The following is a 17,704-nucleotide window of genomic DNA, read 5'->3' on the forward strand; positions in this document are numbered from 1 at the left end:
TCTATATAACATATAAATAAAAGGTAATGCAGCTAAAAATAGATTAAACACTCTTAATTTTATACTCAAAAAAACCGATTACCTTAATAAGGTAATCGGTTCGATTTACGAGTTTATCTAAGCGTTGCCTGTTTAGTCATCGAAAATGGGGAACTGTTCAAATGCGCGACGATAGTTTGTGTATTCGTTAGAGCTCCAAAGTCTTAACTCTTCAGGATCATAGTTATACACTTCTTTATGAGCAGCATTCGTCGAACTGGTGTTGTTATCCGCTATCTGGTTACCAAAGATTTGCGCCAAATCGAATATACGGTCGTGCTCTTCATCTTCAAATTTACCAATCGAACTATTTTGTACTGTTTGCAAGCTTGACTGAGGGTTACACTTACGTTTCATGTGATCTTCAGTGGACTCTCCATCGACTTTAAATCGTAAACATTTCTCACCATCTTCGTCATATTCTTCAAATTGGTTATCAAACATAGTCCAACGCGCGAATCCTGTAGTATCTCGAAGAGCGACTAGAGCCTGCTTATCACCGACCGCAATAATACGTGCTTCGTTACGATCTCGAGTATTCTTAAACACAGAAAGTGCATTACGAACTCGATATGGCAAACCATTCAATTTATCGACTCGTGCTTTTTGGTCTTCTTTATACAAAGCGCGTGAAGCTAAAGCATTTGCAAGTGTATTACGTGAATTCAACGAATAATTTGTCCCTTTCCAAGTAAAGTTAATCCCATCTTCGTCGGCATAACTACTATTCGCATAGTTGATGTGGATAGAGTCGCTAAACCCAGAGACAGAATCACTCAAACCATACTCATTTGCTCGATTGTATTTGTTTAAGTTCTTCAGAAGCGTACCGAAATACGGCACCTTAGTATCTTGTCTAGCTCCATCAGTCCAATACACAAATGCTTCATTACCGCCCATTGAGAAGTAGCGCTTCATTGGCCATAGGTATGAAGGTGTCGCCTCAATTGTTTCGGTAATGTCTTGCTTGTACTTTAGAACTGTCTCTACGTAATCTCCATTCCCATCAACAAAAATAGCTTGGCGAGCTTCAGCTCTACCCGTTAAATCGGATAGATACGTATACAAATGTGAAATTTTGTCTGACATATCAACCAACGCTAAGCTCGAATTCTCTGTTGATTTGAAAGGTGTATCACGTTTAACTAACATCTGCGCTGCTAGTAGTTTGTCTGGCCATACGCCTAACAAATCAACAGAAGAAGACGATGTTTGGTAAGGGTTATTCGCTTTTAAGCTAGCCCATACTCTTCCATCTCGAGTTTCAGAACGAATTACGATCTCGTTAGCTTGGCTTGCTAACATCTGAACTAATTCCTCATCAAAGCAACTGGTTGGAACATCACGATTTTGCGACATGCCGCCTTGGTATGTTAACCAAAGATCAGATAACTTGGCGAAACGGTAGCGGTTAGGGACTCCATCCACACCACTCAATTCTTCAAGTTCACATACCTTATCTGGTGCTGTTAGCACTTCTAAGAAGAAATCTGCCGCTAAATTAGCTGCATTGTAGGTATCACAAATTGGACGAACACCTGCAGACAAATTATCTAATGGAATAGCATTACCTCGAAAATCCACGCAGTTGTTTCCCGCTATTTCTTCGAAAACTTGCCCTTTGTTATTCGTTGTATTTGCGCCTAAGTAACGAGCAAACATGAAGTCGATTTCACCAACATTTTCAACGATATCTCGAATTTGTTGGAACTCTCCCATTCGATATAAGAAGTAATTATATTGATGGTACTGTTCAAATCTCTCACGTCCATTTCTTTGGTTAACCGTGTCATAGCTATCTTTGTATCGCTGAATTCTAAACTCAGTAGCTTCTTGAAGGCTTGTACCTTCATCAAAACGATCACATAACAAGTTAGTGGTCGTGTGTTCATCTGTACAATAGCGATAGCTCACTAACGAATCTGGAATACCATTTTGACCAGCGTTAGCTCTCAAGTGTGCAATAACACCCGTTGGATAAACCTTATAGTCATTAGATAACTGACGGTCATACTCAGCCAAAGAATAGACTTTACGCTTTTGAGCTCCAGTGGCATCCACTACAGCGACATCAGCACCTTCGCTATTTGTGTTAACGATGAGCTCATTTGTTTCAACCTGACGAGCATAAGCAAAACGTAAAGCGGCCTTGTCGTACTTACCGAACGTCAGCAGTTCATCAAATATTGATGCACCGTAATCCATGATCGAACTGTAGGCCGCTGGCTTATCAAGGTGCCCAATTTTGCTTTGTGCAAGCTCAGCCTCTGTATAGAAATGGCTTTCATCTGTGGAACCCATAAAGTTATGACGTAAACCAAGGTTATGCCCAAGTTCATGAATCAATGTTGATTTGAACATGTGTTTCGAAATCGCTTGGCTTGCTAACTTCTGCTGATCAATCGTCAGCTCTTCCCACGTTTTCATTTTGCTTTGATCAGCGTCGGCGAAATAGCCACCTTGGGCATAATCTAAGCCCTTCACTAAGCCCTTTGATTGGGTACTTAACCACATCGCATCAACGCTATATACATTCTGCTCAGAGAACCGTTTCAACATATCTTGGCGTTTATAGAATGACTGTAGAGCGAGATCTTGGTTGCTGGTATCGTATTTGAAATACAAATCAGCTTCAGGAAGTGAATCGACTAAATTATCTTTGGCCACCAAATTAATTTCACGTTCACTCAACGCTGGAACATTGACCGATGGTCCTCGATCTTCCTCGAGCATTTTATTGAACAAATCAATTTCGGTTGGCTCAGCGCTTGATTTCGAAGCATTGCTTTTTTCCACCACAACCGCAGGTTGTACTTTTGCAATTTCTTGGCGGTTGTAGCGTTTCGCAAGGTCATCCCATGTACGACGACTTGCCGAGCGAATGACACCTAGGTATTGGTTAACATGCGCATGAATAATTTCGCCCGTTAATGGGTTAGTGGCCGATGGGCCATAACCAAGAAGTCCGTTGTCTACCGGATCCGCGATCAAGTTGAACACGTTATAACGTAAGTCACCAGTTTGCACACCCGCTTTCTTATCACTATTAACAATGTTAATGCGAGGAACACCCGTGCCTTCTAATGATTGATTTACCTCTTTCATAGTATCAAGCGTAAGCTGCAGGTACGCTTCATTGCCATCATCGAAGTAACTGTCGCTTAAGTAGTAATCGATCGACTCTAGATCCGGATTGAATCGGTTAATATAAGAAAAACGAGAACCCTGTACGTTACTCTCACCGGTGTGAGTTTTTACTTCTTTGCTATCGTTGAAGAACCCAAAGTATGCGCTGTCTTGGCCTTGATAATAGATAGGTTCGTAATTTTCACTTGCTAACTTATCGAGCTTAACAAGAGAATAGAAAAAACGTGTTTTGAATGATAAGTCGTTAAGTTCACCACCAAACTGGTATTGATCTTCCGCTTCTGCAGTAAAGGTTCGTTCTACTTCAACGTTAATTACCCCACCCTCAGGATCGTATTCGTATGAAATCAAACGAGGTTCTGCAGACTCCGTTACGTTACTGGAGGTATACCAAGCTCTAATTGTGTCTTGAGATAGCGATTGAATCTCTTCATACTTAGGTACAAAGTGCGTCGCCTGACTCCATGGCACATCTTCATCGGCGTTAATTTCTTCTTTGTTTGTACACTCACCGTAGCTATTTTCAGCACAACGATACTGGCGGAACTCTCCAGGAATCTTAAGTACAGGAGCACGGTTGATTTCCGCATCCCAACGACTTTCATCTGTCGCATTGACCTTATCGCGATCAACTTCTTCAACATAAATACCGTTAGTTTTGTCAAAGCGCACTTTAACTAGCTTTGGATCGCCTTGGAAAAAGCCACGCTGAGTCATAGCATAGCGAGGAGCTTCACCAGTCGACGGCATGTACATCCAAAGTGATTCCGTATCTAAAGATTGAACAGAAATCTCTTCGGTTGGTTTTTCATAGGTGTCATAGGCACGATCTTCGGCCCCACACCCGCTGAGGATTGCGGCAATACTTGCTGCGATAATTGCGTGTTTAAACATAATTTACCTATATTTATAATTATATTACATTTTTATTTCTAACTATCTAATTTCATGCGAACGGAGCAATATTAGAATTGATAGTTAATCACTGCGTAATAAGTTGTTTTCTTTAAATCGACTAAATCATTAAGAGGGTTTGAACCTCTTTCTGGATTGTAATAACTAATGCCATTAGTCAATCCAGCAGAAATAGAAATACTCTTAGTTATTTGGTAGCCCACCTCTTCCCCATGTAATAGAGTTGGATCAAACGTGTTCCCGCTATAATCCCATGACTGTCTAGGCATTACGAAAATGTTAAAATAGAAGTCTTCTGCAAAAACATAATCAAGAGAAAATTGGCTACTCAATTGGTATTCAATAAGCTGATTACCACCGGCTGTTTTATATTCGTGAAAGTTTTTTCTAAGTAATAACGTATTACTCAATGAAAGCCCTCCAATCCAATTATCGAATGGAGCACTCCACCTGACTTTCAATCTAGTTCCTAACGTTAGATCGTTCCTCCTTGACCATTTAGACGTTGGCAATATTACTCTCACCTCACCACTCAGTGATGAACCATCAGTTGGTTTGAATAGTCCATTGCGCCCCCATGAGATGGACGTATCATTCCAGAACTGTCCCCTAGTCCCATATTCATCACCGTCGGACAAGTGGTAACCTGACGCCACAACTTGGAGTCGAGATTTGTCTGAAAACGAATATCGGACAACGCCAGTTGCAGAAGCCGAACGATTTGCTAAAGACGCACTGTCTTCATATCCGTTTCGAGAATAGTCAGCGCTAATGTATCCAGACCAAGGGTTTTCATTGTTTTTGGACTCCCACTCATCTTGCAAATTATTTGCTAGGGCGAGCGAAGGCGCCACCAGCATGAACGCTGGCAACATAAGTAGTTTATTCATATTTTCCTTCTTGTATTACACTTCCGTATTATATCTACATTTTCTTTTTCCAGTTTTAAGCCTGTTTAGCTAACCTCGTTGTTTTTATTTTATTCCTTTGAGATGGATGCGTTATTGGAATCGACGCCAATAGAGTTTTTGTATATTCTTTTTTTGGGTTTTTATAAACGTCTTCCACACTTCCAAACTCAATTATTTTACCTTTTTTCATTACGACCACATTATCTGAAATGTGCTTAACGACAGAGAGATCATGTGAAATAAAAATAATGGAAAGGTTCATCTCTTTTTGTATTTTTAGTAATAAGTTCAATATCTGTGCTTGCACAGAAACATCTAATGCCGATACTGACTCATCGCAAATCAATAACTTTGGCTTCAATGCTATTGCTCTTGCTATACCTATACGCTGCCTTTGCCCTCCAGAAAACTCGTGCGGATAACGGGTTACGGCGGAGTGAGGTAATCCGATCTTATCGAGTAGCTCTAAAACCCATTGCTTTCGGTCTTTCTTTGAACCAATCCCATGAATAATAAAAGGTTCTTCAAGTATGCCGCCTACTGTATGCCTCTGATTCAATGATTCTAGAGGATCCTGAAATACAATCTGCATATCTCGACGAAGTGGACGCATTCTTTTTGTACTGTAATGGGTGATGTCTTCGCCTTCGAAAAAGATCTTCCCAGCGGATGGCTCATACAGTTTGAGTAATGTTCGGCCAAGCGTACTTTTTCCACAGCCAGACTCTCCTACTAGACCCAATGTCTCGCCTTGGTTGACTGAAAATGAAACGCCATCGACCGCTTTAATTACGTAGCCTTTCTTAAATAAACCTTTACCTGATAAAAAGTGCTGTTCCAACCCTTCAATTCTAATGACTTCTGACATAATCAATTCCCCTTGTATTCTGGGAATTCATTCAAATCAATTGGGTTGATTTGAATGGTTTGTTTCGGCTCGACATTGAGATCTGGAATTAAGCTCAAGAGTCTTTTTGTATACGGATGTTGTGGGTGATCGAAAAGTTCGAAAATTTCTGCATGCTCAACAATACGTCCGTCATACATAACAGCGACTTCATCGCAAATTTCCGCAACAACACCTAGATCATGAGTGATAAAGATCACTGCCATCCCGGTCTCTTCTTGAAGCTCTCTTATCAGTTCCAAAATTGATGCTTGAACCGTTACATCTAATGCAGTCGTCGGCTCATCGCATATCAAGATGTCAGGCTTACATGCAAGAGCTATCGCAATCATTACCCTTTGTCGCATCCCCCCTGACAGGCTATGAGGGTATTCTTTAAAACGTAGTTTCGGCATTGGAATTTCAACTTTCTCAAGCAAACCAATTGCGTACTCTATCTTTTCAGACTTAGACATCTGGCTATGGTGCAAATCCAGAACCTCGACAATCTGCTTGCCAATTGTCTGAACAGGGTTCAAGGCTGTCATAGGGTCTTGGAAAATAATTGAGATACGGTTCCCACGCATCTTATGCATCTCATGTTCAGGTACCTCTGTAAGGTCTGTATCACGATAAATTATTTTTCCAGCCGTGACCTTTCCATAAGGCTTAGGAAGTAGTCCCATAATAGACATGGAAGTTACGCTCTTCCCACTGCCCGATTCCCCAACCAAACCGAGTGTTTGGCCTGATTTCACGTCAAAGGACACACCTTTCAGTATCTTGACAATGCCTTCATCAGTACTGAACTCTGCTTCTAAGTCACGAACTTTTAGTACAATATTTTGGTTCATTCCACGGTCATCCTTAGAGCTTATATCTGTCATCAATGATGGTGATGGGTGGATATGCTTTACCTTCTTTAGAAGCCAACTCAGTTTCTTCTTTTAGGTCTGTATCAATCCAGAAATTACTGGTATCTAAAATATTAAACATGGCGCCAGTCTTCTTCGTCATTGGGTTCTTTGGGAACTTAATCCAACGCCAGTAGGCATCTCGTGTATAAGGCACCATATAGCCAGGCACAATGACATACGCATCTTTTATTTTTCTTTGGATGTTCTGAGATAGCTGCTGTTTCCTTTCCATATCAAACTCAGAAATAAACGCCTCAATTTTCTGATCTAGCTCCGGTGAACTGAAATTTGTATGATTATTAGTTTGAGGACGGTTGGCATTTGTCGAGTGAAAGTACTCTTTGTAAGCTGGTATCTCCCCTCCGCCCATATTAAGAAAAGCAAGCTGGTGTTTTTTCTCGAGAATAAATTTGAATGCAGCAGAACCATCAACAAGGTTTAAGTTGAGCTCTAGACCAGCTAACTTCGCTTGCTCTTTTAGATAGGCAACTCTTGGTGTCCAAATGTTGTAGCCATATGTAATTTTGAAACTCAAACGAACCCCACTGGCGTTCATACGAATACCATCAGAACCGATACTATCGAAACCTGCAGATTCGAAATAACCAATCGCAAGTTCAGGTCTAAACGGTGGGGCCTCTACACCCTCTAAATCGTATTTACCGTGTCCAAATCCCATAGCATGAGGTTTTCTGGAGTAATCGCCTCGCAACACGTTTTTGATCATGCCATCAAAGTCAGTAGCGTAAGTAATGCCTTTTCGAACATTAATGTTGTTCAGCAGTGGCATGGATGTATTTATCCATAAACCGCCAGCGCCTTGTGGCCTTTGATTGAAGCCCCAGAATTTTTGGATAAAACCATGGCTAAAAGGTTCTGAGCTGGTTTTCTCATGCCACAGTTGAGGCTGTACCATCGCAAACGTGTCTAACTTTCCCTTTTCAAAGTGCTTACGTGCAATATCACTATCACGAATTACCTTAATGCGAAGTTTTTCCACGTTAAATCGGTTTTTATAGTATTTATTGCCGTAACCCCACCAGTTATCACCAACATGTGAAAACGTAATGCTGCGGCCTTTATTTACTTTCGATATGTAATAAGGCGACGTTGTAGGCTCTGACTTGAAGTTATATTTACGAACAAAATTATCATCCATGCCATCCTTATTCCCATCGTTAATATCAACAAAATGATGCTTGGGACGAGGCTGCACTCCGTGACTCGGCATATTGATAAGAGCCATAAGTTCATCGTTACTTTTAGGCTCGGCCATCGTAATACTGATCGTATGGTCATCGAATTTTTCAACGGCCTTGATGCTGTTGCGGAAAAAGTCGTTATACCAAGGATCAATAATGTCTTTCGAACGGTAATACGTCAGCATAAATAGATAGTCGTCAGCCGTTACGCTCTCTCCGTCAGACCATTTCGCATCAGGATTCAGTTTGAAATAAACTGTCTTGTGATCATCCCCAAATGCCCATTCATTCGCCAGTTGAGGGATCCAGCGGTCTGTATTTGGATGTCGTTGCGACAGTTTAGGTGTGCCATCCATTAAATAGAAACGAATGCCAGAATTCGCGTCTGGTCCAACTGAACGCAGTGTTTGTGGAAAGCTAGGCATATAACTGCGTAGTGTGCCTCCGCGCTTAGCTTCGTCAGACGCAAATACTGGATCAACCCAGTTACTATGCCATTCCAAATTGTCTGGTGTTTGCTGTGCTTGAGCTAGAAAACTCAACAACAAAGCGAATAGTCCATATCTGTACATCATCACTTCCTAGTGCTTATCTATAAACTGTGTATTTTTTTGGATCAAAGGCTGTTCTTATCGCTTCACCAATGAATGTAACCATAACCAACACACCGACTATTGCGGTCACAACAGAACCAACAATCCATGGGGAATCTAAGTTTGACTTACCTTGCTGAAGAAGCTCCCCCCAGCTAGGAGTAGGTGGAATAAGACCTAAACCTAAATAATCCAATGCGGTAAGAGCTGTAATGTTTGCAGCAATAGTGAAAGGTGCCAAAGTAACGATCATTACCATTGTGTTGGGTAAAATATGGTGAAAGATGATCCTTGCTGTTGATGCTCCTAAAGCCTTTGCTGCTAAGACATACTCTCGGGCCGATTCTCTGTAGGTCATCGTCCGCATATACCAAGTAATACCCATCCACCCAAAAGTCACATTAATCAATACGAAAAGCATAAACGTTGGTTGCGCTATCGAAACCAAAATCATGATCACGTAAAGGAACGGAACCATAGACCAAGTCTCAATGATTCTTTGAACAATCAGATCAAACTTGCCACCAAAGAAACCCATTGCACAGCCCACTGTTACACCAATGCTGTATGCAATGATCATTGTTATCAGAGCAAATCCCATTGCAGTTCTGAATCCGTAAACCAGTCTGGCTAAAATGTCCCGGCCGATTACATCTGTTCCCAAATAGTGTTTTGAGTATGCACTTGGAGCATGTGGTGGATATTCGCCGGAGAAGTCTTGTTCATAAGGATTCCAAGGCACTAAAGGTAGAATCGCAAAGTCGCCATTGTTTTTATCTTTAAGCGCTAATTGAAGCAGTCGATAGTTTGCCTCTCCCGAAGACTCCAAACCAAATGTCTTACCTGAGTAAACATCAGATACAATGGGAAAGTAATATTCCCCCTGATAACGCACCACCAAAGCCTTACTGTTGATCAACGCTTCAGCAAAAAGAGACAGTAACAACATTACAGATAGAATTATCAGCGACCAGTATCCACGCTTTATTTGTTTGAATCGCTTGATCTGCTTTAGCGTCAGCGGATTTAATTTAATCATCATCAAGCTCCAAACTTCACTCTAGGATCGACCAATGCAACGCAGACATCAGACAAGATATTGCCAAGTAGCAATATGCAGGCGTTGATTGCAACAATACCCATAACCACTGGGTAGTCTCTTTCTACAATTGATTCATAACCAAGCAGGCCTATGCCATTAATATCGAAAATGACCTCAATTAAGAAAGAGCCCGTCATGAAGAAAAGAAGAGAGTTGCCAAAGTGGCTAGCGATTGGAATTAAACTATTGCGTAGTGCGTGTTTACGAATCGCCTCTCTGAAAGGCAAACCTTTAGCGATAGCGGTGCGAATGTAATCTGACGATAAGTTTTCCATCAAATTATTCTTCATGGTCATGGTTAACGTCGCAAAGTCACCTATCAAGTAACAAAGCAAAGGTAAGACCGCATGCCACAAAATATCAGTAATTTGCTCTGAGAAAGTATTGAAGTCGTCGAAGTCATCATCAACAAAGCCCCCCATTGGGAACCACTCTAGGTGATAACTGAAAAACGTAATAAGAAGCACGCCGACTACATATCCCGGTAAGGCATAGCCGACAAAAATCATGATTGATGAAACAGAATCAAAAACGCTGCCGTGCTTCATCGCCTTAAAATAACCAAGAGGAATCGAGATAAAATAACTAATGAAAAAGGTAACACCACCATACATAACAGAGACTGGCAGGCGCTCAAAAATCATGTCACTGACAGGTTCGTAGTAGCGTGTCGACTCGCCTAGATCAAAATGAACAAGTCGAACTAACCATTCGAGATACGCTTCCGTTACCGGTTTATCTAATCCATAAAATTTATTTAGATCAGCAAGCTGATCTTCAGACAGAGCTGAGTTTTGGCCAACGAGACTAGACGCGCCACCACCGTCCCCTTGAGGCTGCATATTTGCAAGCATCCTCTCAACAGGGCCCCCAGGGACAAATCGCGTAATCGCGAATATCAAAATAGTAATACCAAGAAACGTAGGTACAACTAAAGCAAAACGTTTCAGTAAATATGCAATCATTCTAACTAGCCAAATTCCATTTAAAGCAATATTTCATCAATTTAATCAATAAAATAAAGTAGTCAAATGGTTACATTTACCTACATTAGCTTACAATTCCATTTAATTTTAACCAGTTCAATTTAAAAACTTTACCCTTTAAAATCATAACCTTAAATTAGATATCAATAATAATTTGGAATTAGAAGGTATCGTTAATATTTGTTTGTAACTTAGAAAGTGAACCGCTTAGACAATTCAAACATGTTTGTAAGCTGCATTGATATGGTGACAAATCGAAATCAAATGCAAAAAATCGCCACTGTGAAACAGAAGCGATTTATTGGTCTAATGAGAGAGGAGCTAATCTATGAGTAATGTACTTAGCTACACACCACCAACATTGGAAAGGCTCACCAGCTGCTTGGTGTAGTCATGCTGCGGATTACCAAACAAAGTCTCAGTATCGCCCTTCTCTATTACCTCGCCAGCTTTCATGACGATGGTGTAATGACACAAGGATTTCACGACATTCAGATCATGACTGATAAACAAATAGGTCAGGCCATACTTTTCTTGAAGTGACTTAAGTAAGTCTAGGACTTGCGCTTGAACGGTTCTGTCGAGTGACGATGTTGGTTCGTCTAGCAAGATAAACTCTGGCTTTAAAATCAAAGCACGAGCAATCGCAATACGCTGCCTTTGTCCGCCAGAAAATTCATTTGGGTAACGGTGACGAGTTTCTGGGTCTAAGTCGACCTCTTTCATTACGTCACAGATGCGTTGGTCGAGTTCATTCTCATCCAATTTCTGATGCACTAACAAACCTTCACCAATCACTTGAGCTACCGACATTCTTGGATTCAACGCAGAAAATGGGTCTTGAAATACAACTTGCATACGGCTTCGAAACGGTAGCATCTGTTGGCGGTTTAAGCCTTGAATTTGTTCATCTGCGTAAGTAATTGAACCTTCACTTTGCACCAATTTGAGTATCGCCATACCGGTCGTCGATTTACCAGAGCCACTTTCGCCAACTAAACCGATTGAGTGCCCTTTCTTCAAAGTGAACTCCATGTCTGTCACAGCTTTAACATGAGAAATGGTTCGCTTGAATAAACCGCCCGTAATCGGGAACCAAACACGAAGTTGATTAACATCGAGCAGAGGTTCACTTTCCGGAGAAACTGGAACGGGCAAACCTTTCGGGTCAGAGTTGATAAGCTTTTGCGTATAAGGGTGAGCTGGTGCATTAAAGAGTGTTTGGCAGTCATTGCTTTCAACCAAGCGACCATCTTTCATTACCGCCACTCTGTCGGCAATTTTACGAACGATACTCAAATCATGTGTGATAAAGAGCATCGCCATACCCAGCTCTTGTTGCAGATCTTTTAACAGGTCGAGAATCTGCGCTTGTACTGATACATCCAAAGCCGTAGTAGGCTCATCAGCAATAAGCAGTTCTGGTTCGTTGATCAGTGCCATCGCAATCATCACACGCTGACGCTCTCCACCTGATAGCTCGTGCGGGTACGCTGATATCTTCTGCTCTGGGTAGCGAATACCCACCTTTGAAAGCCACTCTATCGCCAAGGCTTGCGCTTTATTGGTTCGCATTCCTCGGTGAATAGAGAGAGTTTCAACCAGCTGCTTACCGACTCGATGAAGTGGATTAAGCGAAACCATAGGCTCTTGGAAGATCATGCCGATACGACCACCACGAATCCCTCGCAATTGCCTTTCAGAACAACTCAGAATGTCGGTACCAGAGAAATTGATCTTACCATTCAAGTAGTGTGACGAGCCTTTAGGCAGCAGTTTCAGTATTGAATTAGCCGTAACCGATTTGCCTGAACCACTCTCGCCCACCAGCGCTAATGTCTCACCTTTGTATATTTCTAAAGAGACATCATGAGTCACTTGTTCTATCGAATCTTTACGCCCAAACCCGACAGACAATTTATCTATGGTTAGAACTGGAGACGTGTCGGAACTACCTGTTGCTGATCTTGCAGTAGAAACGTTATTGGAAGTAGGAACTGTATTTGAAGTCATAACCTATCCTTACTTCTGTTGATGTGGGTCGAAAGCATCACGCACCGCTTCACCAACGAAGACAAGTAACGTCAGCATCAGTGAAAGCACGACGAAAGCAGAAATGCCAAGCCAAGGCGCTTGTAAGTTAGCTTTACCTTGCGCTAATAGCTCGCCCAATGAAGGTGAACCCGCAGGCAAACCAAAACCAAGGAAATCTAATGAGGTTAACGTAGTGACCGAGCCAGACAAAATAAACGGCATCATGGTTAATGAAGCCACCATCGCATTGGGTAACATGTGACGAAGCATAATACGTTTATCATCGACACCCATGGCTTGCGCGGCTCTTACATAATCAAAGTTTCGACAGCGTAAGAATTCAGCTCGAACAATCCCAACCAAACTCATCCAACTGAACAACACCATAATTCCTAGTAACCACCAGAAGTTAGGTTCGATAAAACTGGAAAGGATAATCAGCAAGAATAGAGTCGGCATGCCCGACCAAACTTCAATGAAGCGCTGCCCAAACAAGTCGACCCAGCCACCGTAGTAACCTTGTGTCGCGCCGACTACGACGCCGACCACGCTCGATACAATCGTCAGAATAAAACCAAATAGAACGGAAATACGGAACCCATAAATGATGCGAGCTAGCACATCGCGCCCTTTATCATCGGTTCCAAGCCAGTTCACTGAATCTGGCTCCGATGGCACCGCGCCCGAAATATCGAAGTTTATCGTATCGTAGCTAAACGGAATGATTGGCCACACAATGTATCCGCTGTCTTCAATGAGTTCGATAACATAAGGATCTTTGTAGTCGGCTTCGGTTTCAAACTCACCACCAAATTCGGTCTCGGCGTACTCATTGATAACAGGTACAAACCACTGATTATCATAAGAAACCAAGAGTGGCTTATCGTTAGCGATGATCTCAGCGAACAGGCTCAATCCAAACAAAATGGTAAATATCCAAAGGGAGATAAAACCACGCTTGTTTGCTTTAAAACGTAACCAACGAGCTTCAGCTAAAGGGTTGTTAAACATTTATTATCAATACCTTTTTATTCATTCGCCATTAACGCGCTTCAAAATCAATTCGAGGATCAACCCAGGTATACGTCAGGTCGGAGATAATACTCAGCACCAAGCCGAGCAAGGTCATGATATAGAGAGAGCTGAACACCACGGGGTAATCTCGCTGAATGGTCGACTCAAAGCCAAGCAGACCGATGCCTTCGAGTGAAAACATCACTTCGATCAACATAGATCCCGTGAAGAAAATACTAATAAACGCGCTTGGGAAACCCGCAATAATAATCAACATGGCATTACGAAAAACGTGCTTGTAGAGAATACTGCTCTCGTCCAAGCCTTTCGCTCGCGCCGTCACCACATATTGCTTGTTGATTTCATCTAGGAAGGAGTTTTTGGTCAGCATGCTGAGCGTGGCAAAGCCACCGATGACCATAGCAAAAATAGGCAAAGCTAAGTGCCAGAAATAGTCGCCAATTTGCTGATACCAGTTGAGTTGGTCGAAGTTACTCGACACGAGCCCACGCAATGGGAACCAACTGAAGTAGTTACCACTCGCGAACAAAATAATCAGGATAATCGCAAACAAGAAGCCCGGAACGGCATAACCGACAATCACCACCGCACTCGACCAAATATCAAACCGAGATCCGTGATGTATCGCCTTCATAATGCCCAAGGGTATCGAAATCACATAGATAATTAACGTACTCCAGAGCCCTAAGGAAATGGAGACAGGCAGTCGCTCGATGATCAAATCAATAACGTTGCCGCCTTTAAACAGGCTTTCACCGAAGTTAAAGGTCGCGTAATTTTTCAACATGTCGAAGTAGCGAACATGAATCGGCTTATCAAAACCAAACTGTTTTTTGATCTCTTCAACCACTTCAGGATCAAGCCCGCGAGAGCCTTTATAGCCACTGGCAGACGCTTGGTCACTTTCGCTTAAATCAACTTCTTGTCCACCACCAGAAAAGCGCTCCATGATGCCAGAGTTATGCCCTTCTAATTGAGCAACGGCTTGTTCTACCGGACCTCCAGGGGCAATCTGGATGATGAAAAAGTTGATGGTGATGATCGCCCACAGCGTGGGGATCACCAACAATAAACGTCGAAATATATACGCGGCCATGCAAGCTAACTCCTAGCGACGTTTTTCAGGAAGCAAAGCCGCCTTCTCTTCTGAAATCCACCATGTATCGATACCTAAATCGTATTTAGGCAATACATCTGGACGCTCAAACTTATCCCACATTGCTACGCGATATTCGCCGACGTGCCATTGAGGGATGTTGTAGAAATTCCACTGCAATACACGGTCAAGTGAACGACCTAGCGTAAGCAGCTTTTCAGGATGCTGTTGGTTACGCGCAATTTCTTCTGTTAATGCGTCAACCACTGGATCCATCACACCTGCAGTATTGTAAGTAGAATCAATGTAGTTAGAGTTCCAAACGATCATTAAGTTCGGGCTAGGATAAGGGTTTGCGGAAAATGACGACGAAACCATGTCGAAGTCACGATCACGAAGACGCTTGATGTACTGGGTGGTATCGATGGTACGGATCTTCATCTCGATACCCATGCGCTTGAGATTCTTTTGAACCGGCGTTGCGATTCGTTCCGTGGTTGGGCTGTAAATCAACAACTCAAATGACATCGGCTTACCGGTCTTTTCGTTGGTCATCACCTTGTCTTTCAGCACCCAACCCGCTTCTTTCAGCAATTTGAAAGCTGTGCGCATTTGGCTACGAATACGGCCACTGCCATCGGTGACTGATGGCTGGAATTCTTCAGTAAACACTCTCGGTGGAATTTGGTCTTTGTATTGAGACAACAACTCAACTTCAGCTTCGCTTGGTAAGCCTTTCGCTTCATAGTCAGTGTTTTGGAAGTAACTACGAGTCCGTTTGTACTGACCATAAAACATGTTCTTGTTCATCCATTCAAAGTCCATCGCGTACGTTAACGCTTCACGAACTTTAGGATCAGAGAACACTGGAGATTGAATATTGAAGACAAAACCTTGAGTCGTTTCAGGCTTCTCATGGTTGATCTCTTCTTTAATGATGTAGCCTTTATCGAAGTTTGCGCCCGTGTAAGAGTTGGCCCAGAACTTAGCCGAGTTCTCGGTTCGAAGATCGAACTCCCCTGCTTTGAAGGCTTCGAGCATTACAGTGTCATCGCGATAGTAATCGTATTGCACTTGCTTGAAGTTATTACGGCCAACGTTGACTGGTAGGTCTGCTGCCCAGTAGTTTTCATCTAGGCCGTAGGTCACACTTTGCCCAGATTTATAGCTAATGATCTTATAGGGACCACTACCGACTGGTGGCTCGCTTAGAGGCTCAGACAGTTTTCTGTCTTTCCAGAAATGTTCCGGCAATACACGAGTGCTTTGCGCAAAGCTAAACAGTTTTTCGCGGTTTGGACTGTTCATTTCAATACGAACAACCAAATCAGAGACCGCTTTTACTGACTTAATCTCTTTGTAATACACGCGATACTGAGGCACACCTTCTTTTGAAAACTTGTCAAAAGTGAAGGCAACATCATGCGCGGTGATAGGCTCGCCATCTTGGAATTTAGCATTTGGGTTGATGTCGATTTCCATCCAAGTGAAATCACTGGCGTAGCGAACCTTTGAAGCAATCAATGGATAGTACGCATCAATCTCGTCGCTCGGAGAAAACATCAAGGTATCGTAAATCTCTCCGGTATAACTTGCAGCAACGCCGCGGGAACCGAATCGATTAAAGCTATCGTAGGTACCTATGCTGCCATAGGTCACTTTGCCCTGCTTTGGCGCATCAGGATTAACGTAATCAAAGTGAGTAAAATCGGCTGGATATTTTGCTTCACCAAAACCAACCAATTGTGTGGTTTCAATAACGGTGACAGCAGGAGTTGATTGGGTATCAGAAGCGTAAGTAACGGAGGGGTGTAAAACAATAAGCGGCAACATGACTGCACAGGACTTTAAATTAGACCTGAAAAACTGAGTGCGCTGCGAGGCTTTGCGTCGAAAAACTGTTCCCATTTGACTCTCCCTTCAAATGTTATGAATTCGATATTCAAGTTGATTAATCGGCTTTGAATGCATGCCGTTAAATCAAGTATAGGTTCAAATCTAACATCATGTAATAACTAATAAAACCATCAGCACTCCATCTCTGACGGTTTATTTACAAATTGCTCGGTTCAGTCTAAAGAATAAAACACGCTAGCACCGAAGCTGGACCAGTGACTAGCGCGAAGTATAGTGAAGTGGGTATTAACTATTGAACGTGGTATTAACTATTGAACGTGGTATTAACTACTGTACGCGATACGCATCAAAGATGAGTTGACCAATTTCATTTATCACAGTGTCACGCTCTTGAATGGTTAACTCGGTTTCTGTAAGAGAGATACTGATGATTAACGGAGCGCGAGTTTCACTCCACACGATAGCCGTGATAGCACGTGAGCCATAAGCGCCCGCTCCAGACCTATCGGCAATATTCCAACCATCCGGCAGAATCGAACGGATCATCCCATCGGAGACTTTATTATCCATCATCCAAGTCTTTAGCTGAGCTTTAGATTCTTCTGATAGCACGTTGCCATACACCAATTCGTTTAACGTTTTTACCATAGTGTTTGGTGTCGTGGTGTCACGCTCATCGCCCGGACGAGCATGATTCAAATCGGGTTCGATATGGTCAAGACGCGTTTCGCGGTCTCCGATTGAACGCAAAAACTCTGTTAACCCGTTAGGCCCATCAATACCAGCTAACACTATATTAGCGGCCGTGTTGTCGCTCATTTCCATGGTTGCAGCACATGCACCTGTGAGTGAGATTTCTTTACCGACAAACGCTTTAGTCATCGGAGACCAAGCAATAAGCTCATCAGATTTAACCCCAACCTTAGATTCTAAATATAACCCTTCATTTTCATGGTCATAAAGAAGATTCGCGCACGCTAAAGT

The 17,704-nt window shown here is 42.4% G+C and carries 12 protein-coding genes; all 12 read right to left on the reverse strand.

Annotation, left to right across the window (positions count from 1 at the left end):
* Positions 1-132: 132 nt before the first annotated feature.
* On the reverse strand, positions 133-4,080 hold the full coding sequence (locus NX845_RS05245; RefSeq protein ID WP_065681388.1) for a zinc-dependent metalloprotease: 3,948 nt from the start codon (positions 4,078-4,080) through the stop codon (positions 133-135).
* 71 nt (positions 4,081-4,151) lie between these two features.
* Positions 4,152-4,991, reverse strand: a complete 840-nt coding sequence (locus tag NX845_RS05250; RefSeq protein ID WP_065681387.1) for a hypothetical protein — start codon at positions 4,989-4,991, stop codon at positions 4,152-4,154.
* Between the two features lie 55 nt (positions 4,992-5,046).
* The gene (locus tag NX845_RS05255) at positions 5,047-5,880 is read right to left on the reverse strand and encodes an ABC transporter ATP-binding protein (protein WP_083994894.1); all 834 of its coding nucleotides are present in this window, start codon (positions 5,878-5,880) and stop codon (positions 5,047-5,049) included.
* 2 nt (positions 5,881-5,882) lie between these two features.
* The gene (locus NX845_RS05260) at positions 5,883-6,752 is read right to left on the reverse strand and encodes an ABC transporter ATP-binding protein (RefSeq protein WP_171310623.1); all 870 of its coding nucleotides are present in this window, start codon (positions 6,750-6,752) and stop codon (positions 5,883-5,885) included.
* 13 nt (positions 6,753-6,765) lie between these two features.
* Entirely contained in the window at positions 6,766-8,589 is a 1,824-nt protein-coding gene (locus NX845_RS05265) for an extracellular solute-binding protein (RefSeq protein ID WP_260256598.1), read from the reverse strand.
* A gap of 16 nt (positions 8,590-8,605) precedes the next feature.
* Entirely contained in the window at positions 8,606-9,649 is a 1,044-nt protein-coding gene (locus NX845_RS05270) for an ABC transporter permease (RefSeq protein ID WP_029405077.1), read from the reverse strand.
* A gap of 2 nt (positions 9,650-9,651) precedes the next feature.
* On the reverse strand, positions 9,652-10,677 hold the full coding sequence (locus NX845_RS05275; protein WP_017074025.1) for an ABC transporter permease subunit: 1,026 nt from the start codon (positions 10,675-10,677) through the stop codon (positions 9,652-9,654).
* Positions 10,678-11,043: 366 nt separating this feature from the next.
* The gene (gene yejF / locus NX845_RS05280) at positions 11,044-12,711 is read right to left on the reverse strand and encodes a microcin C ABC transporter ATP-binding protein YejF (RefSeq protein ID WP_260256599.1); all 1,668 of its coding nucleotides are present in this window, start codon (positions 12,709-12,711) and stop codon (positions 11,044-11,046) included.
* A 9-nt stretch (positions 12,712-12,720) separates the two neighbouring features.
* A complete protein-coding gene (locus tag NX845_RS05285; RefSeq protein ID WP_004730360.1) occupies positions 12,721-13,743 on the reverse strand; it encodes an ABC transporter permease in 1,023 nt (340 codons plus the stop codon).
* A gap of 31 nt (positions 13,744-13,774) precedes the next feature.
* Positions 13,775-14,863, reverse strand: coding sequence for a microcin C ABC transporter permease YejB (locus NX845_RS05290; protein WP_004730359.1), 1,089 nt, complete (start codon positions 14,861-14,863; stop codon positions 13,775-13,777).
* Between the two features lie 12 nt (positions 14,864-14,875).
* Positions 14,876-16,771, reverse strand: coding sequence for an extracellular solute-binding protein (locus tag NX845_RS05295; protein WP_102444886.1), 1,896 nt, complete (start codon positions 16,769-16,771; stop codon positions 14,876-14,878).
* A gap of 276 nt (positions 16,772-17,047) precedes the next feature.
* The coding region (gene bla, locus NX845_RS05300) for a class A beta-lactamase (protein WP_260256600.1) at positions 17,048-17,704 on the reverse strand (657 nt) is incomplete at its 5' end.

The organism is Vibrio sp. NC2 (assembly GCF_025195005.1).
GTDB lineage: Bacteria > Pseudomonadota > Gammaproteobacteria > Enterobacterales > Vibrionaceae > Vibrio > Vibrio splendidus.